The 18,192-nt window shown below is 41.5% G+C and carries 21 protein-coding genes; 5 read left to right on the top strand and 16 right to left on the bottom strand.

Annotated features, from left to right (window positions below; translation table 11 throughout):
• Nucleotides 1-142: 142 nt before the first annotated feature.
• The 3 genes from ilvN to SFRI_RS08400 all read right to left on the bottom strand — a co-directional run bounded on the left by ilvN (nucleotide 143) and on the right by SFRI_RS08400 (nucleotide 3,912).
• Nucleotides 143-637: an acetolactate synthase small subunit gene (ilvN, locus tag SFRI_RS08390; RefSeq protein ID WP_011637094.1), complete on the bottom strand. Its 495-nt coding sequence runs from the start codon at nucleotides 635-637 to the stop codon at nucleotides 143-145.
• Nucleotides 637-2,355: an acetolactate synthase 3 large subunit gene (locus SFRI_RS08395; protein WP_011637095.1), complete on the bottom strand. Its 1,719-nt coding sequence runs from the start codon at nucleotides 2,353-2,355 to the stop codon at nucleotides 637-639. Before SFRI_RS08395 ends, ilvN begins: the two co-directional genes overlap by 1 nt.
• Before the next feature lie 396 nt (nucleotides 2,356-2,751).
• Complete coding sequence (locus SFRI_RS08400) at nucleotides 2,752-3,912, bottom strand: multidrug effflux MFS transporter (protein ID WP_049763580.1); 1,161 nt, start codon at nucleotides 3,910-3,912, stop codon at nucleotides 2,752-2,754.
• Between the two features lie 421 nt (nucleotides 3,913-4,333).
• On the opposite strand from SFRI_RS08400, the gene SFRI_RS08405 reads away from it, so the two are divergent.
• The 4 genes from SFRI_RS08405 to SFRI_RS08420 all read left to right on the top strand — a co-directional run bounded on the left by SFRI_RS08405 (nucleotide 4,334) and on the right by SFRI_RS08420 (nucleotide 8,186).
• On the top strand, nucleotides 4,334-6,136 hold the full coding sequence (locus tag SFRI_RS08405; RefSeq protein WP_011637097.1) for a SulP family inorganic anion transporter: 1,803 nt from the start codon (nucleotides 4,334-4,336) through the stop codon (nucleotides 6,134-6,136).
• 228 nt (nucleotides 6,137-6,364) lie between these two features.
• On the top strand, nucleotides 6,365-6,988 hold the full coding sequence (locus SFRI_RS08410; RefSeq protein WP_041412891.1) for a 2OG-Fe(II) oxygenase: 624 nt from the start codon (nucleotides 6,365-6,367) through the stop codon (nucleotides 6,986-6,988).
• Between the two features lie 184 nt (nucleotides 6,989-7,172).
• Nucleotides 7,173-7,763, top strand: a complete 591-nt coding sequence (locus SFRI_RS08415) for a GNAT family N-acetyltransferase (RefSeq protein ID WP_011637099.1) — start codon at nucleotides 7,173-7,175, stop codon at nucleotides 7,761-7,763.
• A gap of 18 nt (nucleotides 7,764-7,781) precedes the next feature.
• Nucleotides 7,782-8,186: a hypothetical protein gene (locus SFRI_RS08420; protein ID WP_011637100.1), complete on the top strand. Its 405-nt coding sequence runs from the start codon at nucleotides 7,782-7,784 to the stop codon at nucleotides 8,184-8,186.
• Nucleotides 8,187-8,231: 45 nt separating this feature from the next.
• Here the strand turns inward: SFRI_RS08420 and SFRI_RS08425 are convergent, their stop codons facing one another.
• From SFRI_RS08425 to sbcB, 5 genes are all read right to left on the bottom strand, one after another.
• Nucleotides 8,232-8,564: a YdbL family probable chaperone protein gene (locus SFRI_RS08425; protein WP_011637101.1), complete on the bottom strand. Its 333-nt coding sequence runs from the start codon at nucleotides 8,562-8,564 to the stop codon at nucleotides 8,232-8,234.
• Nucleotides 8,565-8,579: 15 nt separating this feature from the next.
• Complete coding sequence (locus tag SFRI_RS08430; protein ID WP_081430160.1) at nucleotides 8,580-8,738, bottom strand: YnbE family lipoprotein; 159 nt, start codon at nucleotides 8,736-8,738, stop codon at nucleotides 8,580-8,582.
• A gap of 63 nt (nucleotides 8,739-8,801) precedes the next feature.
• Complete coding sequence (locus SFRI_RS08435; RefSeq protein ID WP_011637103.1) at nucleotides 8,802-11,978, bottom strand: intermembrane phospholipid transport YdbH family protein; 3,177 nt, start codon at nucleotides 11,976-11,978, stop codon at nucleotides 8,802-8,804.
• Nucleotides 11,979-12,428: 450 nt separating this feature from the next.
• Nucleotides 12,429-13,325 carry a cytidine deaminase gene (cdd, locus tag SFRI_RS08440; RefSeq protein WP_011637104.1) on the bottom strand — a complete coding sequence of 299 codons (897 nt, stop codon included), beginning with the start codon at nucleotides 13,323-13,325 and terminating at the stop codon, nucleotides 12,429-12,431.
• Nucleotides 13,326-13,370: 45 nt separating this feature from the next.
• Nucleotides 13,371-14,792, bottom strand: a complete 1,422-nt coding sequence (gene sbcB, locus SFRI_RS08445; protein WP_011637105.1) for an exodeoxyribonuclease I — start codon at nucleotides 14,790-14,792, stop codon at nucleotides 13,371-13,373.
• A gap of 186 nt (nucleotides 14,793-14,978) precedes the next feature.
• Here sbcB and SFRI_RS08450 point away from each other — a divergent pair, with 186 nt between their 5' ends.
• A complete protein-coding gene (locus SFRI_RS08450) occupies nucleotides 14,979-16,190 on the top strand; it encodes a tyrosine-type recombinase/integrase (protein ID WP_011637106.1) in 1,212 nt (403 codons plus the stop codon).
• Here SFRI_RS08450 and SFRI_RS08455 read toward each other — a convergent pair.
• The 8 genes from SFRI_RS08455 to SFRI_RS08480 are packed head-to-tail and all read right to left on the bottom strand — an operon-like array spanning nucleotide 16,187 to nucleotide 18,172.
• Nucleotides 16,187-16,408, bottom strand: a complete 222-nt coding sequence (locus tag SFRI_RS08455) for a hypothetical protein (RefSeq protein ID WP_041412895.1) — start codon at nucleotides 16,406-16,408, stop codon at nucleotides 16,187-16,189. The two genes, SFRI_RS08450 and SFRI_RS08455, sit on opposite strands and share 4 nt — an antisense overlap.
• The gene (locus SFRI_RS21845) at nucleotides 16,408-16,533 is read right to left on the bottom strand and encodes a hypothetical protein (protein WP_011637107.1); all 126 of its coding nucleotides are present in this window, start codon (nucleotides 16,531-16,533) and stop codon (nucleotides 16,408-16,410) included. The genes SFRI_RS08455 and SFRI_RS21845 overlap by 1 nt, the downstream gene beginning before the upstream one ends.
• The gene (locus SFRI_RS08460) at nucleotides 16,530-16,772 is read right to left on the bottom strand and encodes a hypothetical protein (protein ID WP_011637108.1); all 243 of its coding nucleotides are present in this window, start codon (nucleotides 16,770-16,772) and stop codon (nucleotides 16,530-16,532) included. Before SFRI_RS08460 ends, SFRI_RS21845 begins: the two co-directional genes overlap by 4 nt.
• A complete protein-coding gene (locus SFRI_RS08465) occupies nucleotides 16,769-17,071 on the bottom strand; it encodes a hypothetical protein (RefSeq protein ID WP_011637109.1) in 303 nt (100 codons plus the stop codon). Before SFRI_RS08465 ends, SFRI_RS08460 begins: the two co-directional genes overlap by 4 nt.
• The gene (locus tag SFRI_RS08470; protein WP_041412896.1) at nucleotides 17,072-17,335 is read right to left on the bottom strand and encodes a PapB/FocB family fimbrial expression transcriptional regulator; all 264 of its coding nucleotides are present in this window, start codon (nucleotides 17,333-17,335) and stop codon (nucleotides 17,072-17,074) included.
• 11 nt (nucleotides 17,336-17,346) lie between these two features.
• Nucleotides 17,347-17,682 carry a hypothetical protein gene (locus tag SFRI_RS08475; protein ID WP_011637111.1) on the bottom strand — a complete coding sequence of 112 codons (336 nt, stop codon included), beginning with the start codon at nucleotides 17,680-17,682 and terminating at the stop codon, nucleotides 17,347-17,349.
• Nucleotides 17,683-17,690: 8 nt separating this feature from the next.
• Nucleotides 17,691-17,852, bottom strand: coding sequence for a hypothetical protein (locus tag SFRI_RS21655; protein WP_167526090.1), 162 nt, complete (start codon nucleotides 17,850-17,852; stop codon nucleotides 17,691-17,693).
• Nucleotides 17,849-18,172, bottom strand: coding sequence for a hypothetical protein (locus SFRI_RS08480; RefSeq protein WP_011637112.1), 324 nt, complete (start codon nucleotides 18,170-18,172; stop codon nucleotides 17,849-17,851). Before SFRI_RS08480 ends, SFRI_RS21655 begins: the two co-directional genes overlap by 4 nt.
• Between the last annotated feature and the right edge of the window lie 20 nt (nucleotides 18,173-18,192).

Consider the following 18,192-nt stretch of genomic DNA (forward strand, 5'->3'; position numbering starts at 1 on the left):
CGTCATGAGAGCTGAACGTTTTATTATTAAAGAATCATTTCAATTAATGATTCAGTGAATGTGTTATCACGCCATTCAGCACTAAATAGCCAATAAAAAAGCAGAGTCCAATAGGGCTCTGCTTTTTTGTATCAATAAGCCATTAGGCTCTCATTGACTTTTCACCTCTGGCTAAACCGACCACGCCTGAACGTGATATTTCAATCACCTTAGTTGTGTCGCTAATAGCATGGATAAACGCATCAATTTTATCACTGGTGCCAACCATTTGAATGGTATATAGATTGGCCGTAACATCAACGATTTGACCGCGGAAGATATCTGCTGTTCGCTTCACTTCTTCGCGTTGTTCGCCTTGGGCTTTTACTTTCACCAACGCAATTTCACGTTCAATGTAGGCTGATTCTGTGATGTTAGCCACTTTCAAAATATCGATAAGCTTGTGCAATTGCTTTTCAATTTGCTCAAGAATATTTTCATTGGCAATCACGGTAATATTTAAGCGTGACAAGGTCACATCTTCAGTTGGCGCAACGGTTAAGCTTTCGATGTTGTAGCCACGTTGAGAAAATAATCCCACTACTCGTGACAATGCGCCTGGTTGGTTTTCAAGTAATACAGAAATTATACGACGCATTAGCTTTTCTCCGTTTTGCTTAGCCACATTTCGTTCATCGCGCCGCCGCGAATGAGCATTGGGTAAACGTGTTCCGTTTCATCTACGCTGATATCAACAAACACTAACTTGTCTTTCATCGCCAACGCTTCAGCGAGCTTAGATTCAAGTTCATCTGGGTGACTAATGTTCATACCAACATGACCATAGGCTTCAGCAATTTTGGCAAAATTAGGCACAGAATCCATATAAGAATGGGAATGACGACCTGAATAAATCATGTCTTGCCACTGTTTTACCATGCCAAGGAAACGGTTGTTTAGGTTGATAATTTTAACCGGAGTATCATATTGCAGTGCCGTTGAAAGCTCCTGAATGTTCATTTGGATAGAACCATCGCCCGTAACGCACACCACGGTAGCTTCAGGGAACGCCATTTTAACGCCCATTGCCGCAGGCAAACCAAAGCCCATGGTGCCTAATCCACCTGAGTTAATCCAACGGCGTGGTTTATCGAACGGGTAATATAACGCGGCAAACATTTGATGCTGGCCGACATCCGACGCCACATAAGCGTCACCATTGGTGAGTTTGTACAATGTTTCAATAACTTGTTGTGGTTTGATTCTATCGGTAGTGCGATCGAACTCTAAGCTCTTACGTGAACGCCAAATTTCAATGTCGCTCCACCATGCAGCCATCGCGGTAGCATCATTAGTGTCTTTTGATTCATCAAGTAGATCTAACATGCCGTCTAAAATATTATCGGCAGAGCCAACAATTGGAATATCGACCCGAACCGTTTTAGAGATAGAAGATGGATCAATATCGATGTGTAAAATGGTTGCGTTAGGACAATACTTTTCAACATTGTTGGTGGTGCGGTCGTCAAAACGGACCCCAATACCAAAGATTAAATCGGTGTTGTGCATTGCCATATTCGCTTCGTATAAACCATGCATTCCTAGCATGCCTAAACTCTGCTTATGGGTGCCAGGAAACGCGCCTAAGCCCATCAAGGTACTCACGACGGGGATGTTTAAACGTTCGGCAAGGGCAAGTATTTGTGCATCACAACCCGAAATAACCGCGCCACCACCGACATATAATACCGGTTTTTTAGCCGCTAACAGGGCTTGCAAGCCTCGACGAATTTGGCCTTTATGACCTGATGTAGTGGGGTTATACGAACGCATTTTAACGCTGTCTGGATAAACATAATCATGCAGTATATCTGGGCTTAAACAGTCTTTAGGCAAATCAATGACCACAGGGCCCGGGCGGCCAGTAGCGGCAATGAAAAAGGCTTTTTTAACTGTTTCTGGAATGTCTTTAGCGTCTGTTATTAAAAAACTGTGCTTAACGATTGGGCGAGAAATACCAATCATGTCGCATTCTTGGAAGGCATCATTACCAATCAAATTACTCGGCACTTGACCAGACAACACAACCAGTGGGATTGAATCCATGTAAGCGGTGGCAATACCTGTAATAGCATTGGTAGCACCAGGGCCTGAAGTGACTAACACGACACCAACTTTGCCAGTTGCACGGGCATAACCATCAGCCATGTGTACAGCAGCTTGTTCATGACGAACTAGGATGTGTTCAATACCAGATATTTTATGCAGAGAATCATAGATGTCTAACACCGAACCGCCGGGATAACCGAAGATATGGCTGACACCTTCATCTATTAGTGAGCGCACGATCATACTCGCGCCAGAAAGCTTTTCCATGAAATGAATCCTTGTTAAGTTACCGTATGGTAAACAGTATCTTGTATACAACGACGGTAATCGTTTTAATCAATAAGTTTGAAGGATAATTCAAACTCGAAAATTGAAATTGCTGTCGCAATATTCAATGGCTGGTTTCATTGTTACTGAATCAGTAACTAGCCTCCATCTTATGTAAATTTATTTTTACTGCAACCCCTTTAGTTAATTATTTATCAAGGTTGAAATCATTTCATGTTTATGGGCTGCTTTTGGTTGTTGTGGCTAGTTTGATGTTTACGTAGGGCTATAGGCGTTTAGGAAAGCTATTTATAATGTTTAAAGCCAACAAATAGGCAATAAAAAGACCACTAAAATAGTGGCCTTTACATAATGTTCTGACGGGAATATGTGGTGTTATTCAGTTCTAGTTAAAGTGCTTTGAAAAAACTGACATACACCGACTAGCAATATTGAACCAAGCATCAGTGCAGAAAAGGGCACGGCGCTACCATCATAAAAATACGCCAACAATGGCCCTGCTACTGCGCCAAAACCAAACCTTAACGTGCCGATAACGGCCGTTGCGGTGCCGGTTTCTTGTTTGAACTTCATTAATACAATGGCGTCGGCATTGACCGACATTACCCCGAGCGAACCCATTAAAGGGATAAGCATTAACACGGTAAAGTGATAGCTTAAATCAAGTAAATTAACCGCGAGCAAGCCCGTTGCGGCAATAATCCCGAAGAATGTTGACACATGCAACATCCGTTTAGATCCGAACCGGGTAACCACTCTAGAGTTAACAATGTTGGCGAGCATCAAGGCCCCCACATTGGTGCTAAATAAAATCGCAAACAGCGATTTATCTAAATTAAACACTTCCATGTAAATAAATGGCGAAGCGGTTAAGTAACAAAAGAAAGCAAACGACGTTAATACTCCGCTGGATAAATTCAGTTTTACACCATTGCGAGCAAAGACTGTGTAGTAACCGCCTAAAAATGTCTTTTGGCTACGACCGCCTAGGTCTTTATCGCTGGGCATTTTTAGCTTAAATAATACTAATGCCAATAATGTGATGGCATAACAACTTTGGCTTAAAAAGATAAGGTGCCAATCGCCGAGCTCCATAATTAAACTGCCCATCGTTGGGGCAAGTAATGGCGCTAACATCATAATAAGGCTGACATAAGACATACCTTTAGCTGTATTGTCGCCATAGATCTCTTTAATGTAACCTGGTACTACAACGGTGGCAGCGGCACCAATGAGAGCTTGTGCAAAACGCAATATCAAAAACTGTTCAATACTGGTACTGAGTGCAATTAATAAGCTGATAATGGTGAAACCTAACAACCCAAAGATAACTAGGGGTCGACGACCAATTTTGTCGGCAAGGGGGCCAAAAATCAGCATACCTAACGCATAACCAGCAAGATAAATACTGAGTGACTGCTGCACTGTGGTGATGTCGGTATCAAAACCTAATGCCAAGATGGACATTGCCGGTAGGTACATATCGATAGCTAAAGGCGTGATGGCAACAATAGCGGCCAGCATAGGGATTAGCATAGCTAAGTGGGGAATACCCGCAGAGACTGGAGATGAGTCGGATTTTGATGGCGATACCACGTGAACCTCGTGTGCTTTAGGTGTTGCAGAAGATGCTAATTTAATCGACGCTAGTTTACCACGTTACGGAGCATTTACTGCGGCTGATTTTTGTAATGAATAATGTGCGCCGTTTGCGTTTATCTTTACGTTTACCCTTATGTTGACAGAATCATTTTATTGAGGCGTTTTAGAGACATATCAATTACGCTTGCAGTAACGATATTGGTTGTTGTGCATGATTTACTTATTCTTGTTTAACCATCTTGTTTAGCCATAAATGAGTGACGAAAACGCCAAGCTTAACTCGCTTGGCGTTTTGTTGAGGATGAAATTTTATTTATCGTTAGTGAATATGTCGTAATTAATTTGAAATAAAACTATGATAACAACCTACTTTATTATTATTGAGGTTGTTGTGTTGCTGAGTCGGTTATATGGATTTATGCCTGGTTTAGAAACCTTTTCTCGTTACGAGAGAAGCTGGCTTAAAGATGACGTTCGTGCAGGTTTATCTGTTGCCGCCGTCGCTTTACCTGTTGCAATAGCGTACGCACAGTTAACGGGCGTCAATGCAGCAGTAGGTTTGTATTCATGCGTGTTACCGATGCTTATTTACGCCTTATTTGGCACCTCAAGACAACTTATCGTTGGCCCTGACGCTGCAACGTGTGCGGTAATTGCCGCTGTTGTGACGCCACTAGCCGCTGGCGACAGCCTAAAACATTGGCAATTAGTGATGACCATGACCGTGATGACAGGGTTTTGGTGCTTGATTGCGAGTCGATTTAAATTAGGCGTGTTAGCCGACTTCTTATCCAAACCTATTCTGATGGGGCTACTCAACGGTGTTGCCATTACCATTATTGTTGGTCAATTCTCGAAAATATTTGGTTTTACCTTTGATGAAAAATACTTACTTGAACGCCTAGGTGGTGCGCCAAGTTACTTATCACAAACTCACATACCGACATTGTTGATGGCCATTCTGACGGTGGTTGTTTATTTTGTGATGAAGCGGTTAAAACCGACATGGCCAGCATCAATGTTTGCAATTGCAGTAGGTGGTGCATTGGTGTGGGCTTTTCATTTAACCGATTATGATGTGGCGGTTATTGGTAGCGTGGCAGGCGGCTTGCCATCATTTCAAGCACCTGTGTTTAACATTGGTATTGCGCGTGAATTAGTGATGCCGGCACTTAACTTAGCCATGGTTAGTTTTGTGAGTATGATGCTGACCGCGCGCAGTTTTGCTGCTAAAAATGGTTACGACATTGATGCCGACAAAGAGTTTAAAGCCTTAGGCTTAGCCAATATTGCATCCGCTTTATCGCAAGGTTTTGCCGTGAGTGGTGCAGATTCTCGTACTGCGGTGAACGATGCTAACGGCGGTAAAACTCAATTAGTGTCGGTAATTGCTGCCGTGTTAATCGCCGTAGTGGCGGTGTTTTTAACCGCGCCGTTAGAATTTATTCCCAGCGCAGCGCTCGGGGTAGTATTAGTAATAGCGTCTGTGCACCTTATCGACTTAAAAGCGATTTGGGGCTTACGTTTACGTGATCGCCAAGCGTTTTATTTAGCTTTAACCACTTTCCTCGCAGTACTTTTTATTGGCGTGATCCCTGGGATCACCCTTGCAGTGTTATTAGGATTGTTTCAGTTTCTTCGTACGGTTATGCGACCGACGGATCAAGTGTTGGGGCTGGATGCAAAAGGCATTATTCGCAGCTTAGATAGCAGCGACAAAGCCTCATCGGTACCTGGTGTGTTTATTTATCGGTTCAACTCTCCGCTGACCTATTTTAATGCTACCTATTTTAAGCGCCGTCTACTTGAACGCTTTGCTCGGCAGAACCAACTTGAAACGGTCGAATGTGTGATTATAGATGCGGTACCTTGCTTTACTCATTTAGATCTAAGCGTAATGGCAATGCTGACCGACATCGATGTGTTACTAAGAAAGCGTGGTGTCAGTTTAGTGTTGGCAGGGCGTAAGCGGCAGTTAATTAGCTGGTTTGAACAAACAGATATGGTGTCGGGCGAAGAAGGTATTACTATTCGCTCAGATTTATATCTCGCATTAAAGATGCAACAAAGTCATGTTGCAGCCTGTGAAGCACAACAGCTTGATGATAGTCATAGCGATGATTCAACCGAGACCGTATTAACACATAGTCAAATTTAACCATTAGGTTTACCTGGTACTGTGTGTTAGCTTAGTTTAAGTTTATGAATTTTAATGATTTTAATAAATGTTGTTCATGGCGGTTTTATTCTATAAAATCGCCGAAAATAACCAAGGTATGGCAATCATACTTTGTAATGACGCCCCCTCGAAAATCAGGCCCTTAATTTCCTTTCTGTGCCCTTGAGTAAAGTAAAAAGCGTAGTCTTTCTGTTGGATGTGGCATATATGGTTTCGCAAGTAAGTGAAGCAATGCTGGATGTGATCGCAGATGCGTTAGTCGATAAAGGGTATATCCTTTTATCTGATATCATTCCTGATTATGTAAGTTTAGCCTTGCTTGAAAAAATGCAAGCTCAGCAAGATATTGATTTTAAAAAAGCTGCCATTGGTCGAGGTATTGAACAACAAATCAATACTGAAATTCGCTCGGATAAAATTAGCTGGTTAGACAATCAAGATCATACCGACCGTGAATATTTATCGATTATGAGCCAATTGAAAGATGGGCTAAATCGTCGTTTGTTTATGGGACTGTTTGACTTTGAAAGTCACTATGCTGTTTATGAGCCTGGTGCTTTTTATAAAAAACATGTTGATGCGCTGCATGGCAGCCAAAATCGTATTTTATCGACCGTATTTTTCTTGAATCCAGATTGGCAAGACAGCGATGGTGGCGAATTGATCATTTATGATGAGTTTGATGCACCTTTAGAAGTCGTTAATCCTAACATTGGTACCTTGGTACTGTTTTTAAGTGAACGCTTTCCGCATGAAGTCAGGCCGACCACAAAAACCCGTAATAGTATTGCCGGCTGGTTTAGGGTGAGTAACGCAAATCACGGTTTTTAATTCTACCGTTGGCAAGGGATCGGTCTTTAGTGATTGGTTGTAGCAACAGTAACAGAACAATGTTTTTACGCTATGGATAAAAACATTGTGGTTGCTGGCTGTAAATCTATATGCAGTTAAGGTAATGTAACCTTTTAATAAAAGGAGCGTTAACTTGAGCTGGATTAATAGACAAGATTGCTTAATGGGCGAACATGTTATCTTAGAACCACTGTCTTTAGATCACGTTCCTGGGTTAACTCTGGCTGCCAGTGATGGCGAGTTGTGGAAATTGTGGTTTACGCAAATCCCTGATGCCGATGGCATGAAAGCATATGTTGAGTACGCTTTAGCTTGTGAAAACCAAGGTGAAGCGGTCGCATTTGCAGTGCGTGATAAAGTCTCTGGCAATATCATTGGTTGTACTCGAATTTGCCACTGGGACCAACCTAATCGTAGACTCGAAATTGGCTACACTTGGTACGCTAAATCTTATCAACGCAGTGCTATTAATACCGAGTCCAAGTTATTATTACTCCGCTATGCATTTAATACTTTGGATGCGATCGCGGTCGAATTCAGGACACATTGGCATAATCATGCCTCACGCAATGCGATTGCACGATTGGGTGCCAAGCAAGATGGCATATTACGTAATCATAAAATTCAAGCTGACGGGACTATTCGTGACACTGTAGTGTTTTCGATTATTGAAACCGAATGGCCTCAAGTTGAGCAGTATTTAACTTCTCGTTTAGCGCATTATCAATCGTTAACTTTATCTCCAAATTTCTAAAAACGAAGGGAAACAACCATGAACAAATCTGCTATGTGGGTTTTTACTGTGTCGGCTATATGCATGAGTGTAACTGCACATGCAGAAGATGCTGCAGAAAAAGCATTCACTGATGAACTAGTTGAATGTGCAGCGTATTATCAAATTAGCTCGGAAGCGATTGCTGCGATGAATGCCCCACAAATGAAAGCGGTGGGTGATCGTTTAAAAACCTCCGCAATTGATGCCGTGGCGATAGCGGGTAAGTACCGTGCCCCTGAACAAGTTGAAAAAGATGTTGTTGCAGCTAAACAAAAGCAAATTGATAAATTAGCTGGATCGAATAACTTAGGCGCATTGATGTCAAAATACAAAGACTCTTGCAAATCGATTGTAACAGACCCACAGAAACGCTTAGATTATTGGATTATGGCGACCATGTAATGGTTTGTTAGATGTGACATAACCACGTAGAGGTGACTCTCGTGGTTATTTTTTTAGCCATTTCCCTTGTGGTGTTTGGATCATATGCCCAGGTTCCGCTGCTTCAATCGCTTTTTGAGCCGCAAGAGTGGCAATTTTATCAAGGCTAATTTTATTTCTCTCAGCGATGATTTGATAATAGTGTTTGCGTTTGGCATTAACCGTGAGTACGAGCTGTTGCGTTTCAGGTGATGGAATAACAACACCTAAATAACCGTTTGTTTGCTCACCTACTAGTCTGGCTGTTTTGGCTTCTTGCAATGTCATTGCCCAAGCAGTGGTACACCATAATAAACTGGTTAAGCATACGGCAGTGGCTAAAGCGAATCTAGATTTCATCTTGATAACCTCTGCTTAAAATAACTCGTCATTCTCAAGTAAATTATTGAGTTCTTTTTCCACTTTAATTCTAATTTCATGCTCAATTTTAACATTTAAGTTAATGACAATTGGCTTGTCAGGTGGCTCTATCTTTACGGTAGGCGTACAAGCTGATAACCATAACGATGCCATTATGGTGCTGATACTGACTAAATATGTCGATGAATATTTCACGTGGACGATCCTTTTATGCTGCTATTGGACTTTTGCTTCAATTTTGCTTTGTAGCTGATTACCGATCTGAGTACTTTTGTATAACTGAATTAAGTTTTCTTGGTGAGAGTAATTAAGGTGAACAGGGCGCTCAATGTCACGGCTGTTACCTTTTACTGCAATATTAATCTGTGCATCGCCGTTGGGTATCATGTCAAAGGTGCTCGACAATTCAGTATAGTTAAGATGCTCAAGTGCGGTAAAGACTAATCCAAGATAAGGCTGAGATAATTCTAGCTGATCCATTGCAGGATTTCCGGCAACTTCAATTAATCCTCCAGGTGCTCGCGCAGCCAGTTTGCCACCAGTAACAGTCACTTTGCCATCAACCAGTACCGCGGGTAATACGCCATCAAATAAGCCATTGGCTTTTACACCCACTTGCGGTTGCTCTTCTAAGAATTTTTCTAGACTCAACCCTTGTAATAATAAGTATCCATAAGATTTATCATGCAGTTTTAACACAAACTCAGGTAATAAAAAGCGTCCATCAAGCATGTCGCCGCTGGCGGTAAGGTTGATGTTGGTCTCGCTTAACCCTGTAACTTGCTGTAACCAATTGGCCGGTGCTTTATTGCCGTCTTTGTTAAGTTCGATATCGGCATTCAAATTCAAGTTTGTTAGCGATAAACCAAGCTTAGCTTGCTGCAAACTGATTGCGGTTTGTGGGCAGACTAATTGACTGTGGGCAAAGTGTTTCTCTGCTGCTGGAGTATTAGGGCCATCGTGAGTTTGCTGCCAGTTAAATTGACATTGGGCAAACACGTCACCACCGTTAAAGGTTTTATCTTCCCATTGACCTGACAAAGATGACAACTGTTGTTGAATTTTCATTTCAAACTGACTGGTGTTGCCTATTTCGCTTAACGCAAAACCTGCGATTAGTTTGCTGTGGCCTTGAATTGTAAAGTTATCTGGCAGGGGTTGGACTTTTTGTAATGTCTTGATTGCTGTTTCAATATCGGTATCAAAAGTCCATTGGCCAGCTAATGATAATGGGCTTTTTTTATCGGCAAATTTAAGTAAGTGATAACTGCTTAAGTTAAGGGTGTCGAGTTGCCATTGTTCGCTACCGACCAGTAATCCTTTGGATAAATTGAGTTGCTGAGTAACCGTAATCTTATCCAGTGCAAGTAGTGGTTGGCGGCGACTTTTTCCTAGTTGCTTGGTGATATCGAGTTTATTGATTCGCCAAGCGATGTCATTGGTTGCAGGGTTTTGTAGCCAACGTTCTAGCGACTTGTCGATGGGCTCATCCTGAAGTAACGCTAAGGTTATGCCTTGATTGATAGCAATATCGGCTTTTTTAACCGAGGCCAGTGTAGTCGATAGCTTACTGTTGTCCACTTGGGTAGCTTGTTGAACGATCATTTGGCCAATTTGCAGCGTAAACGGAGATAGATTGAGTTGAGTATTATTTTGTTTGAATGACATGGTCGAGGTGTCATTGAGTACAAGCCCGAATGATCCCAATTGTGCAGAAGTTTTTTTGGTCTGCTTGATATGTTGTTCATTCTCACTGTTAATACTGCGCAATATACTTGTGTTGTTGACAGCTACGCTGGAGTTTGGCAGTAATGATAGTTCGAGTTGATGTTGTTGCCACTGCGATATTTGACCGATTAGACTCACTTTAGCATCAGACAAAGACAACAGCTCTAACGGGATCTCAGGGAATAAGGCTTTAATATCGATAAGACTTGGAGCCATTGCGGTTACTGGTGTTGGTTCGGATACATTTTCACTGGCCGTTACAGTTATATCGTCAGCGGCGAGTGTGTTGATTGGCTGTTGTTCTGTCTTGGCTGTTGCTTCCTGGGTCGACAATGCCATACCCCAATCGAAGTGGCTGCTAAATTGTTGATGACTATTGAATGTGGTGTGCGCCAGCTTTAATTTGCTTTGGAGCAATAACCCTTCAATGCTGACGCTTAGGTCAGGAATTGACACCTGCAGAGGTAGATCATCATTTTGCAGCGGGATAACGACTTCAATAGGATAAGCCATGTCGACATCGATGCTGGCTAGCTGAGAAGTCGATTTAGGGGTTAATTTGTCAATGATATGAATTATTTGATTGGCGTTCTCACCAGTTAATAATGCAATTAATTTACTTCTGTCGTCTTGTGAGGGCGACAGTTGATAATTTAGCGGTGCAATATCTAATTTTACTGCGAAGGCATCAGTGGTTTTACTGTTGTCTAGTGAAGCCGTTACAGGGTAATAGCCCAAATTCAGCATTGCTTTAACAGGTTGTTGCGGCGAAAAATAAACACTGGGCCACAGTGGTGAGTGCAAAGATAAACCGTCTATTGATTGCTGGCTGCTCATCTCGCCGCTGATTAAGTTAATTTTACTATTGGCCGTCCATTGGCCTTCGATGGTGACTTGTTGTTGACGAATAGGTTGTAGAAGTTGTAATAGCTGCTTATGCAAGCCATAAAGCATATTATTGCTTTGCACTTGTTGTGATTGCTGCTTATTGTTTAATAAGTTTAAATACTGTTCTAACGAATTAAGTCCTTGATAGCTTAGCCCTAAATCAACTAGGGTGTTAAATTGCCAGGCACGCTTGTCTAAGGTGGCATCTAGGCTAAATAGCGGGAAATCATTAAAGCGCCACAAGGTATTTAGTTGACCTTTTTGGGTCAAGGTAAGCTTGTCCATCTTTAAAGTGTGTTGCTGTGGGAGATCTTTATCCAGCACTGGCAGCTTAATGTTAATTTCACCTAACTCAATCGTAGGTAATTTTGCGAGGTTGAGTTGCATCGCCGCTGGTGATTCTTCAGTTTGTTGTGATTGACGAATGAAAAAACTGTCACCTAAATCAACGTACACACTTTGGGTTTTGATACTAACGATATCGTCGGCGTTGATTTGTTGGTTTTTAAGAATTTGCAGGCTGTCGCGTAGCTCAAGATTAAACTCTTGGATGGCAATATGACTGTCTTCAATTTTTAAGACTAATCTGGGGATCCGAATATGATTAAATGAGACATATTCGGCATCAAAATTAAGCACTTCTATGTGGTTGTCGGCCAATAAGTTGTTGAGTATTTTGACCGTAAGAGGTTTGGCATTTTCGATAATGGCCCACACTAACGCTACCGTACAAAACAGAACAAAGAGCAAAATCTTGTTAAGGGTCGATATGCGCAATAGTGACTCGCTTTATGTTTGCTTGTTCATGGATAACGATGTGCCCGTTATAATGTCGCTTTTTTCATTTGAATTTGACTACAAGATTGATTAACACGCTCATGGTCATAACTTTATTCATTATCTGATCTTCAACCGAGATAATATGTGTGTCAGCAGTTGTTGATTAACCGTCATTTTTGATTGAAATTGTTGGCTGTTAAATAATCAAATAGCCCAATAAACAATTGTTTGCTTAATATCGTGTACACAGAGGTTTAATCTTATGTACATTGAAAACTTAATCTTATGCACATCAAAGTGTTAATTAGCTTAGCATGGTATTAGCTGCAGATTGTTAAAATATAATACATTATTAATCTCGGTTTTATGCAGAGAAAACATAATAAAAAAGGCGCTCATTAGCGCCTTTCATTTATCTTAACATTCAAGATAATAAGTTACTGTTATTTATCCAAGCAATGGCTCTACAACCATATGTTGAAGCTCAATCGGTGCAATTGCATGCAGAGCATCCATAGCCGCGCCGACCAAGGTAATTTTACCTACTGATGATTCAACTAATACCGCGCGCTTTATTTCGCTGTATTGACGGTTATTGCGGATTAAATTGGATAGAGCCATTTGCATCGGTTGCATTGATGGATTGAATGCCGCACTTTCAGCATAACGACCACAGAAAGTGGCGCCATCGTTGGTTTCTAATACTACAGCTGCATTATTATTAGTGTAGGGTGCGTAACTGAGGCCCATTTGATCAATGGCTTCGATGATCATTGGGTCATCTGAATCACAATTAAATTCTTGCTCGCGCTTACATAGCAATGGCACGGTCACATCTAAGTCTGACGGTCCAAACGCATAAGGTAAATAATGCGCTAATGTTTGGGTCTCTTGATTTGGCAGGTGAATATTAATCTTACTACCATTGACCAGTTCGTTCATAAATTGACGACAATGACCACAAGGGCTGAAATTTACAATAATATCAACAATTTCAGTTTCACCGCTCAACCATGCATGGCTGATGGCACTTTGTTCTGCATGAACACTGTGAAATAACGCTTCACCGGGTAATTCTAAATTAGCGCCCATGTACAAGTCGCCACTGCTACCTTTTGCAATAGCGCCGACATAAAACTCACTTATCGGTGGGTTAGCGAGTGCTGCGGCAATAGGTAATAAATCCATAAGCACTTGTTGCTCTGTTTTACCGCTTGCCTTAACTAGGCCTGCAAATTGACTTGCATCAATATGACCGCAAAATTGGTCATGTAATAATGGTACCAGCGCATTGGCCAAAGGCTTGTCTAGTTGAGTAATGCTCTCTAAAAAACGATTTTGCATTCCCTTAATCCTTAGATGAAATAAATTGGATAAAAATAAAATTTACTATAACGACTGTAAATATTGATATAGGGCTTTTAATAGCTTTTGTTTGTGTTCATTCTCGCTGGTTTCTTCAACCAGGTTTTCGAGTTTAATCACATAATCGGCATCCGATAAGCGTTGTTGACAGAAATCTCGCCATTTACGGGCTTCACTGTCGCTTAATGTTTCTGGATAATTACGTGCCCGAAAACGAAATAACATTTCATTGATCCGTGGATCATCAAACTGCAATGCTAATGCCGCTAAATTATGTGGTGCGGTATGGCAAATAATGTCTATTTTGGTTTTATCAGCATGGCTGAAAAATCCACCGCTATATAGCATTAAATCAGGATCGGTTATCGCTTTACGATCTGATTCAAGTTCAAATACTTGGTTAAGCTTTTCGCGCAATTCTGGATGGTTTTTTAAGCGTTTATATTGCTCACGTGCGAATGCTTTATCAAACTGTAATTTTTCAGCTACCTCGTCGTCAAGTAATTTTGGCGAACCGATAAAAGGACACTTGTTGAGGTGGATCTGTTTGAGTGGTATCGCGAGCTCGTTTTCAGCTAAATTTTGACGCGATGTATACATGCGGTCGTTGATTTCTTGAGCTGATAGTTCTAATAATGGTGAGATGTCCATGGCCAAATTAATGCATATCACCGCATTTTTATTAGTTGGGTGATACGCAACAGGCGCAATTAATGTAGTACAGCCTTGTAACGCACTAATCTTTGAACTGACATGAACCAAAGGTTGCATCTTTAGGACATCAATATGGTCTGCAACTGCTTGTTTACGTCTTAAATTAAAATAGTATTCGTACAACTTTGGGTGTGTCTGCTTTATCAATTTAGCCATTGCTATAGTGGCATAAACATCTGACATGGCATCATGCGCTTTTTCATGACTTAAGCCATTCGCCTGGGTAAGCAACTCAAGCTTAAAACTCGGTGAGCCATCTTCTTTCTTTGGCCAATTAATTCCGTCTGGGCGAAATGCATAGCAAGCCCGAACCAAGTCAATGATATCCCAACGAGAATTACCGTTTTGCCATTCTCGCCCATAAGGGTCGATAAAATTACGATAGAAACCATAACGACTGACCTCATCATCAAAACGTAATGAGTTATAGCCCACAACGCAGGTGTTGGGTTGGCTAAACAGCGTATTAATACGTTTCATGAACTCAGCTTCTGGTACACCCTTAAGGTTGGCCAGTTGTGGAGTTATCCCCGTAATTAATATGGCTTCAGGAGACGGTAAATAGTCAGGCGCGAGTTTGCAATAAAAGGTTTCAGGTTCGCCGATAATGTTGAGTTCTAGATCGGTTCGAATACCCGCAAACTGAGACGGACGATCTTTGCTTGGGTTTGCCCCGAATGTTTCATAATCGTGCCAGTAAAGTGATGGGGTTTCTTCATGATTTATTTTCATTTTATTCTGCTCATTTTTGCATTTAACTTTATGTAAATCATGGTTAAATCCGCTTTAAACCTTTCATTCTAATTTAGTTGGTTTTCTTGTGCTGCTTTAGCTTCCGCGTACACCTGTGTGTACATATTTGGTTTTGTGTCATAAACTCGTTATATCGAGTAATAAATCTGTACACGGATTTTTTAAATGTCTTTATCTGACACGCAGTTACGTTCTATAAACGGAAAACCATATACTGGTAAGCCTGAGATTGCTGACCGTGACGGTTTAAGTGTCCGCATTAGTAATGCCGGCACTATAACTTGGCAGTACCGCTTCCGTTTTCGTTCTTCTGTTGGACGTTTAACTTTAGGTCGCTATCCTGATGTTAAATTATCTGAAGCTCGAAAATTCGTACCTGAACTGAGAAACGCATTAGCGAATGATACAGATCCAAGAGTGTATTGGAAACAACGCAATACAAGAAGAGGCAAAGTGAATGTCAGATATTGCTGCGAACAGTTTTTACTTAAACAAGGTAGTTCGTTAAAGCCTGGAACGATTGCTACCTATCAATCATGTTTTCGTGTGCATTTGTTTGATGCTTTTGATGATAGGTTAGTTGATGATATTACACTTGGAGAATGGATTGACTTCTTTGATGAGAAATCAAAAGTGAGTCGAGTAACCTCTGGTGCCATACTAAAACAGTTAAAGACAATACTAAATTGGTCAGTAAGAAGACAATTAATCAAATCGGTTGATGTGTTACAGCTTAGAGTATCAGACATTGGCTCAGCCTCCACAGTTGGTTCACGAGTGTTAACCGTACTCGAATGCGGGAGAATTTGGCGTGAGCTAGACAAAACAAGAGCAACAAGAACCATCACCAATTCTATAAAGGCTTGCATGATGACAGGTGCGAGGGTGTCTGAGCTACTTAAATCAAGTCGTGCTGATTTTGATTTAGACAGTATGGTGTGGACTGTTCCGGTTATTAACAGTAAAACTAACCAACCTATCAGGCGGCCAATAAGCCCAGCTTTACTCGAGCTGCTTCAGGAGCAATGGTCTTTACATCGCTCTCAATGGACTTTTCCTGCACCAAATGACTTTAAAAGACCTGTTGGTATAGCGTCGGTTAATAAATTAGTCAGAGAAATCAGACCAAGAGTAGATATTCCAGACTGGAGACTGCATGATTTCAGAAGAACTATTTCAACGAGACTTTCTGAGCTTGGTGTTTTGCCGCATGTAACAGAAAAAATGCTAGGTCATGTCCTTGGTGGTGTGATGGCTGTTTATAACAAGCATGATTGGCTAGATGAGCAAGCAGCAGCATACCAAATGTGGACGGAAAAACTGCTGCTGTCTGCTAAAGGGGATAGAAATGCAATGTTGTTGGATACCTTGCCTTAAGATGCCAATTGCTCTTCATCCCACTTTTTAAGTGCTTGTATGTTGTAAAATCGCCCATTATGGATTGGGTTTGGGAAACCAAGAGTTTTGCGCCACTTCCATAATGTAGCAGTAGAGCCGATCCGATAACGCACCATGACTTCTTTGGTGTTGAGGAACAATGGTTCTTGTTGTATTCCTGTATTGGTGTGACTTTCTTGTTGATTTAAATTACTCATTATTGACCTTCCTTTTTAAGCTTTTCTGCTAGTGTTTTCATGTAATGCTGGCATGAGCCGACCTGATCCCGGGGAAGGGCATACCATTGTTTTAATGCTTCTTTGATAACGTCTGACTTATTCATGCTGCATACCCCTGTAGTCGTAGTTTTGAATCGGCGGTTGTCGCAAATAACTCTGCATCTGCTTGGGTAAAGTTACTGACTTCAATAGCGTTAAACGTTTTGCACATACCCCAGCCGTTGTAGTTGTTGGGTTTATAAATTGCTTCAACTTGCTGCTGTTCGTGCATTAGCGTGAAGAACGGGGTTGATAACGTGACCACACCTTGTTTGGTGCTGAACGTTTTGGTTACCTTATTCATGCTGCACCGCCTAATACCGCTTTTAAGTCTATTTTTGGGTAACCGTTAACTTGGTAACCCGCTGCAGGGTGACCAGGTAATCGAATTTGGTGGTACTTGTAAGAATGAATAATCGTTCTACCAATCCCTTTTGCGAGATTAGTTAGGCCATTGCCCAATGCTTGCCAGTAAAGACAATCAAGTGCACCTAGTATCATGGCCACTTTGATTCGGTCGCCACTATGGATATTAAATGGCAACCCCACTTTTTGGGCGCGATAGTGGCCTAAGATATGGTTAAACGCTGCTTTCGATTTCATTTACGCCACCTTGCTTGGTTTAAGTTTTTGCCAATCCAGTTCTTTGATTTGTTCGACCGTGAATGTCACTTGCTCTAATCGTGCTATTGCCCGTGATAAATTACTTTTTTTAACGTTATTTCGAATAGCTGCAACCGTATCTTGGTGGCCAATGACAAAGTGGTCATTTAACGCGGCCACTATGTCGGACGATTCAATATTGGTGAGTTGCAGTAGCATCTGTAGGCGTTCAGCGCTTTCACCGCCTTGGATTAGGTATTTCATGCTAAGTCCTCTCAACCTATGTAAGTCGCCCATTCCAAAACTTCTTTTTTGGTTTTAGGGTTGATACTTCCTGTTGGTTTTCGGTATCGAATTTCTATATCTCGACACTTTTCTTGTGCTTTTGTTAACTCTGAATACTGCTTAGCTAAGCTTGGGGTCGATAAGCTGTGACTTAGCTTTTGTGCTTTCATTTTGGCAAACAGTTCATCACGGGTTTTAGCTAGCTTTTGTTGGTATTCATCAATAGTTAGTTCTCGTCTATTTGGATAACTACCAGTGAACCTGCTGCACTTTTTATCAGCTGCTTTCTTAACTAATGTTTCACTTACTCCGAATACAAAAAACATAAGCCCTCCTACAAAACCTTTTCGACCGTTGAACTTTGCTGTAACTGCTGCTTAGTACGTTTCCAGCCTTTAATTAAGCGCTTAAGGCAGGCTCTTTCGTGGGGCCAAGTGCGGATCATTTCTTTGCACTTGGTTATTTCACGGTCGCAGTATTCGTTTGCAGCACTCATACATTCGCCCTCAGTTGGAACACTTTGCCGCTTTGATGTAATGGGGTATTGCGCCAGATGGTGATGCGGCCAGTGTGGTGGTTGTAACGCATGGCAAGGTTATCGCCCAGCTCACCGGCTTGACTTTCAAATTGGCTACTAAACAGTTGGCTTGGGTTGCTGTGCATTAATTGGCGTTCAAGTTTTGCTACACGCAATGCAACACGTTCGCAGTCCATAGGGTCTTGTTTGGTGGTGAGCAGGCAGGCAAAACGAATACTGACCAGGTGGAAATGTTCAGTACGTTGTTTGTCTGTTGAAGGGGTATTTGTCAGTATCATTTTGCCGTCCTCAGTTATTG

The sequence above is a fragment of the Shewanella frigidimarina NCIMB 400 genome (genome assembly GCF_000014705.1).
Taxonomy (GTDB): domain Bacteria; phylum Pseudomonadota; class Gammaproteobacteria; order Enterobacterales; family Shewanellaceae; genus Shewanella; species Shewanella frigidimarina.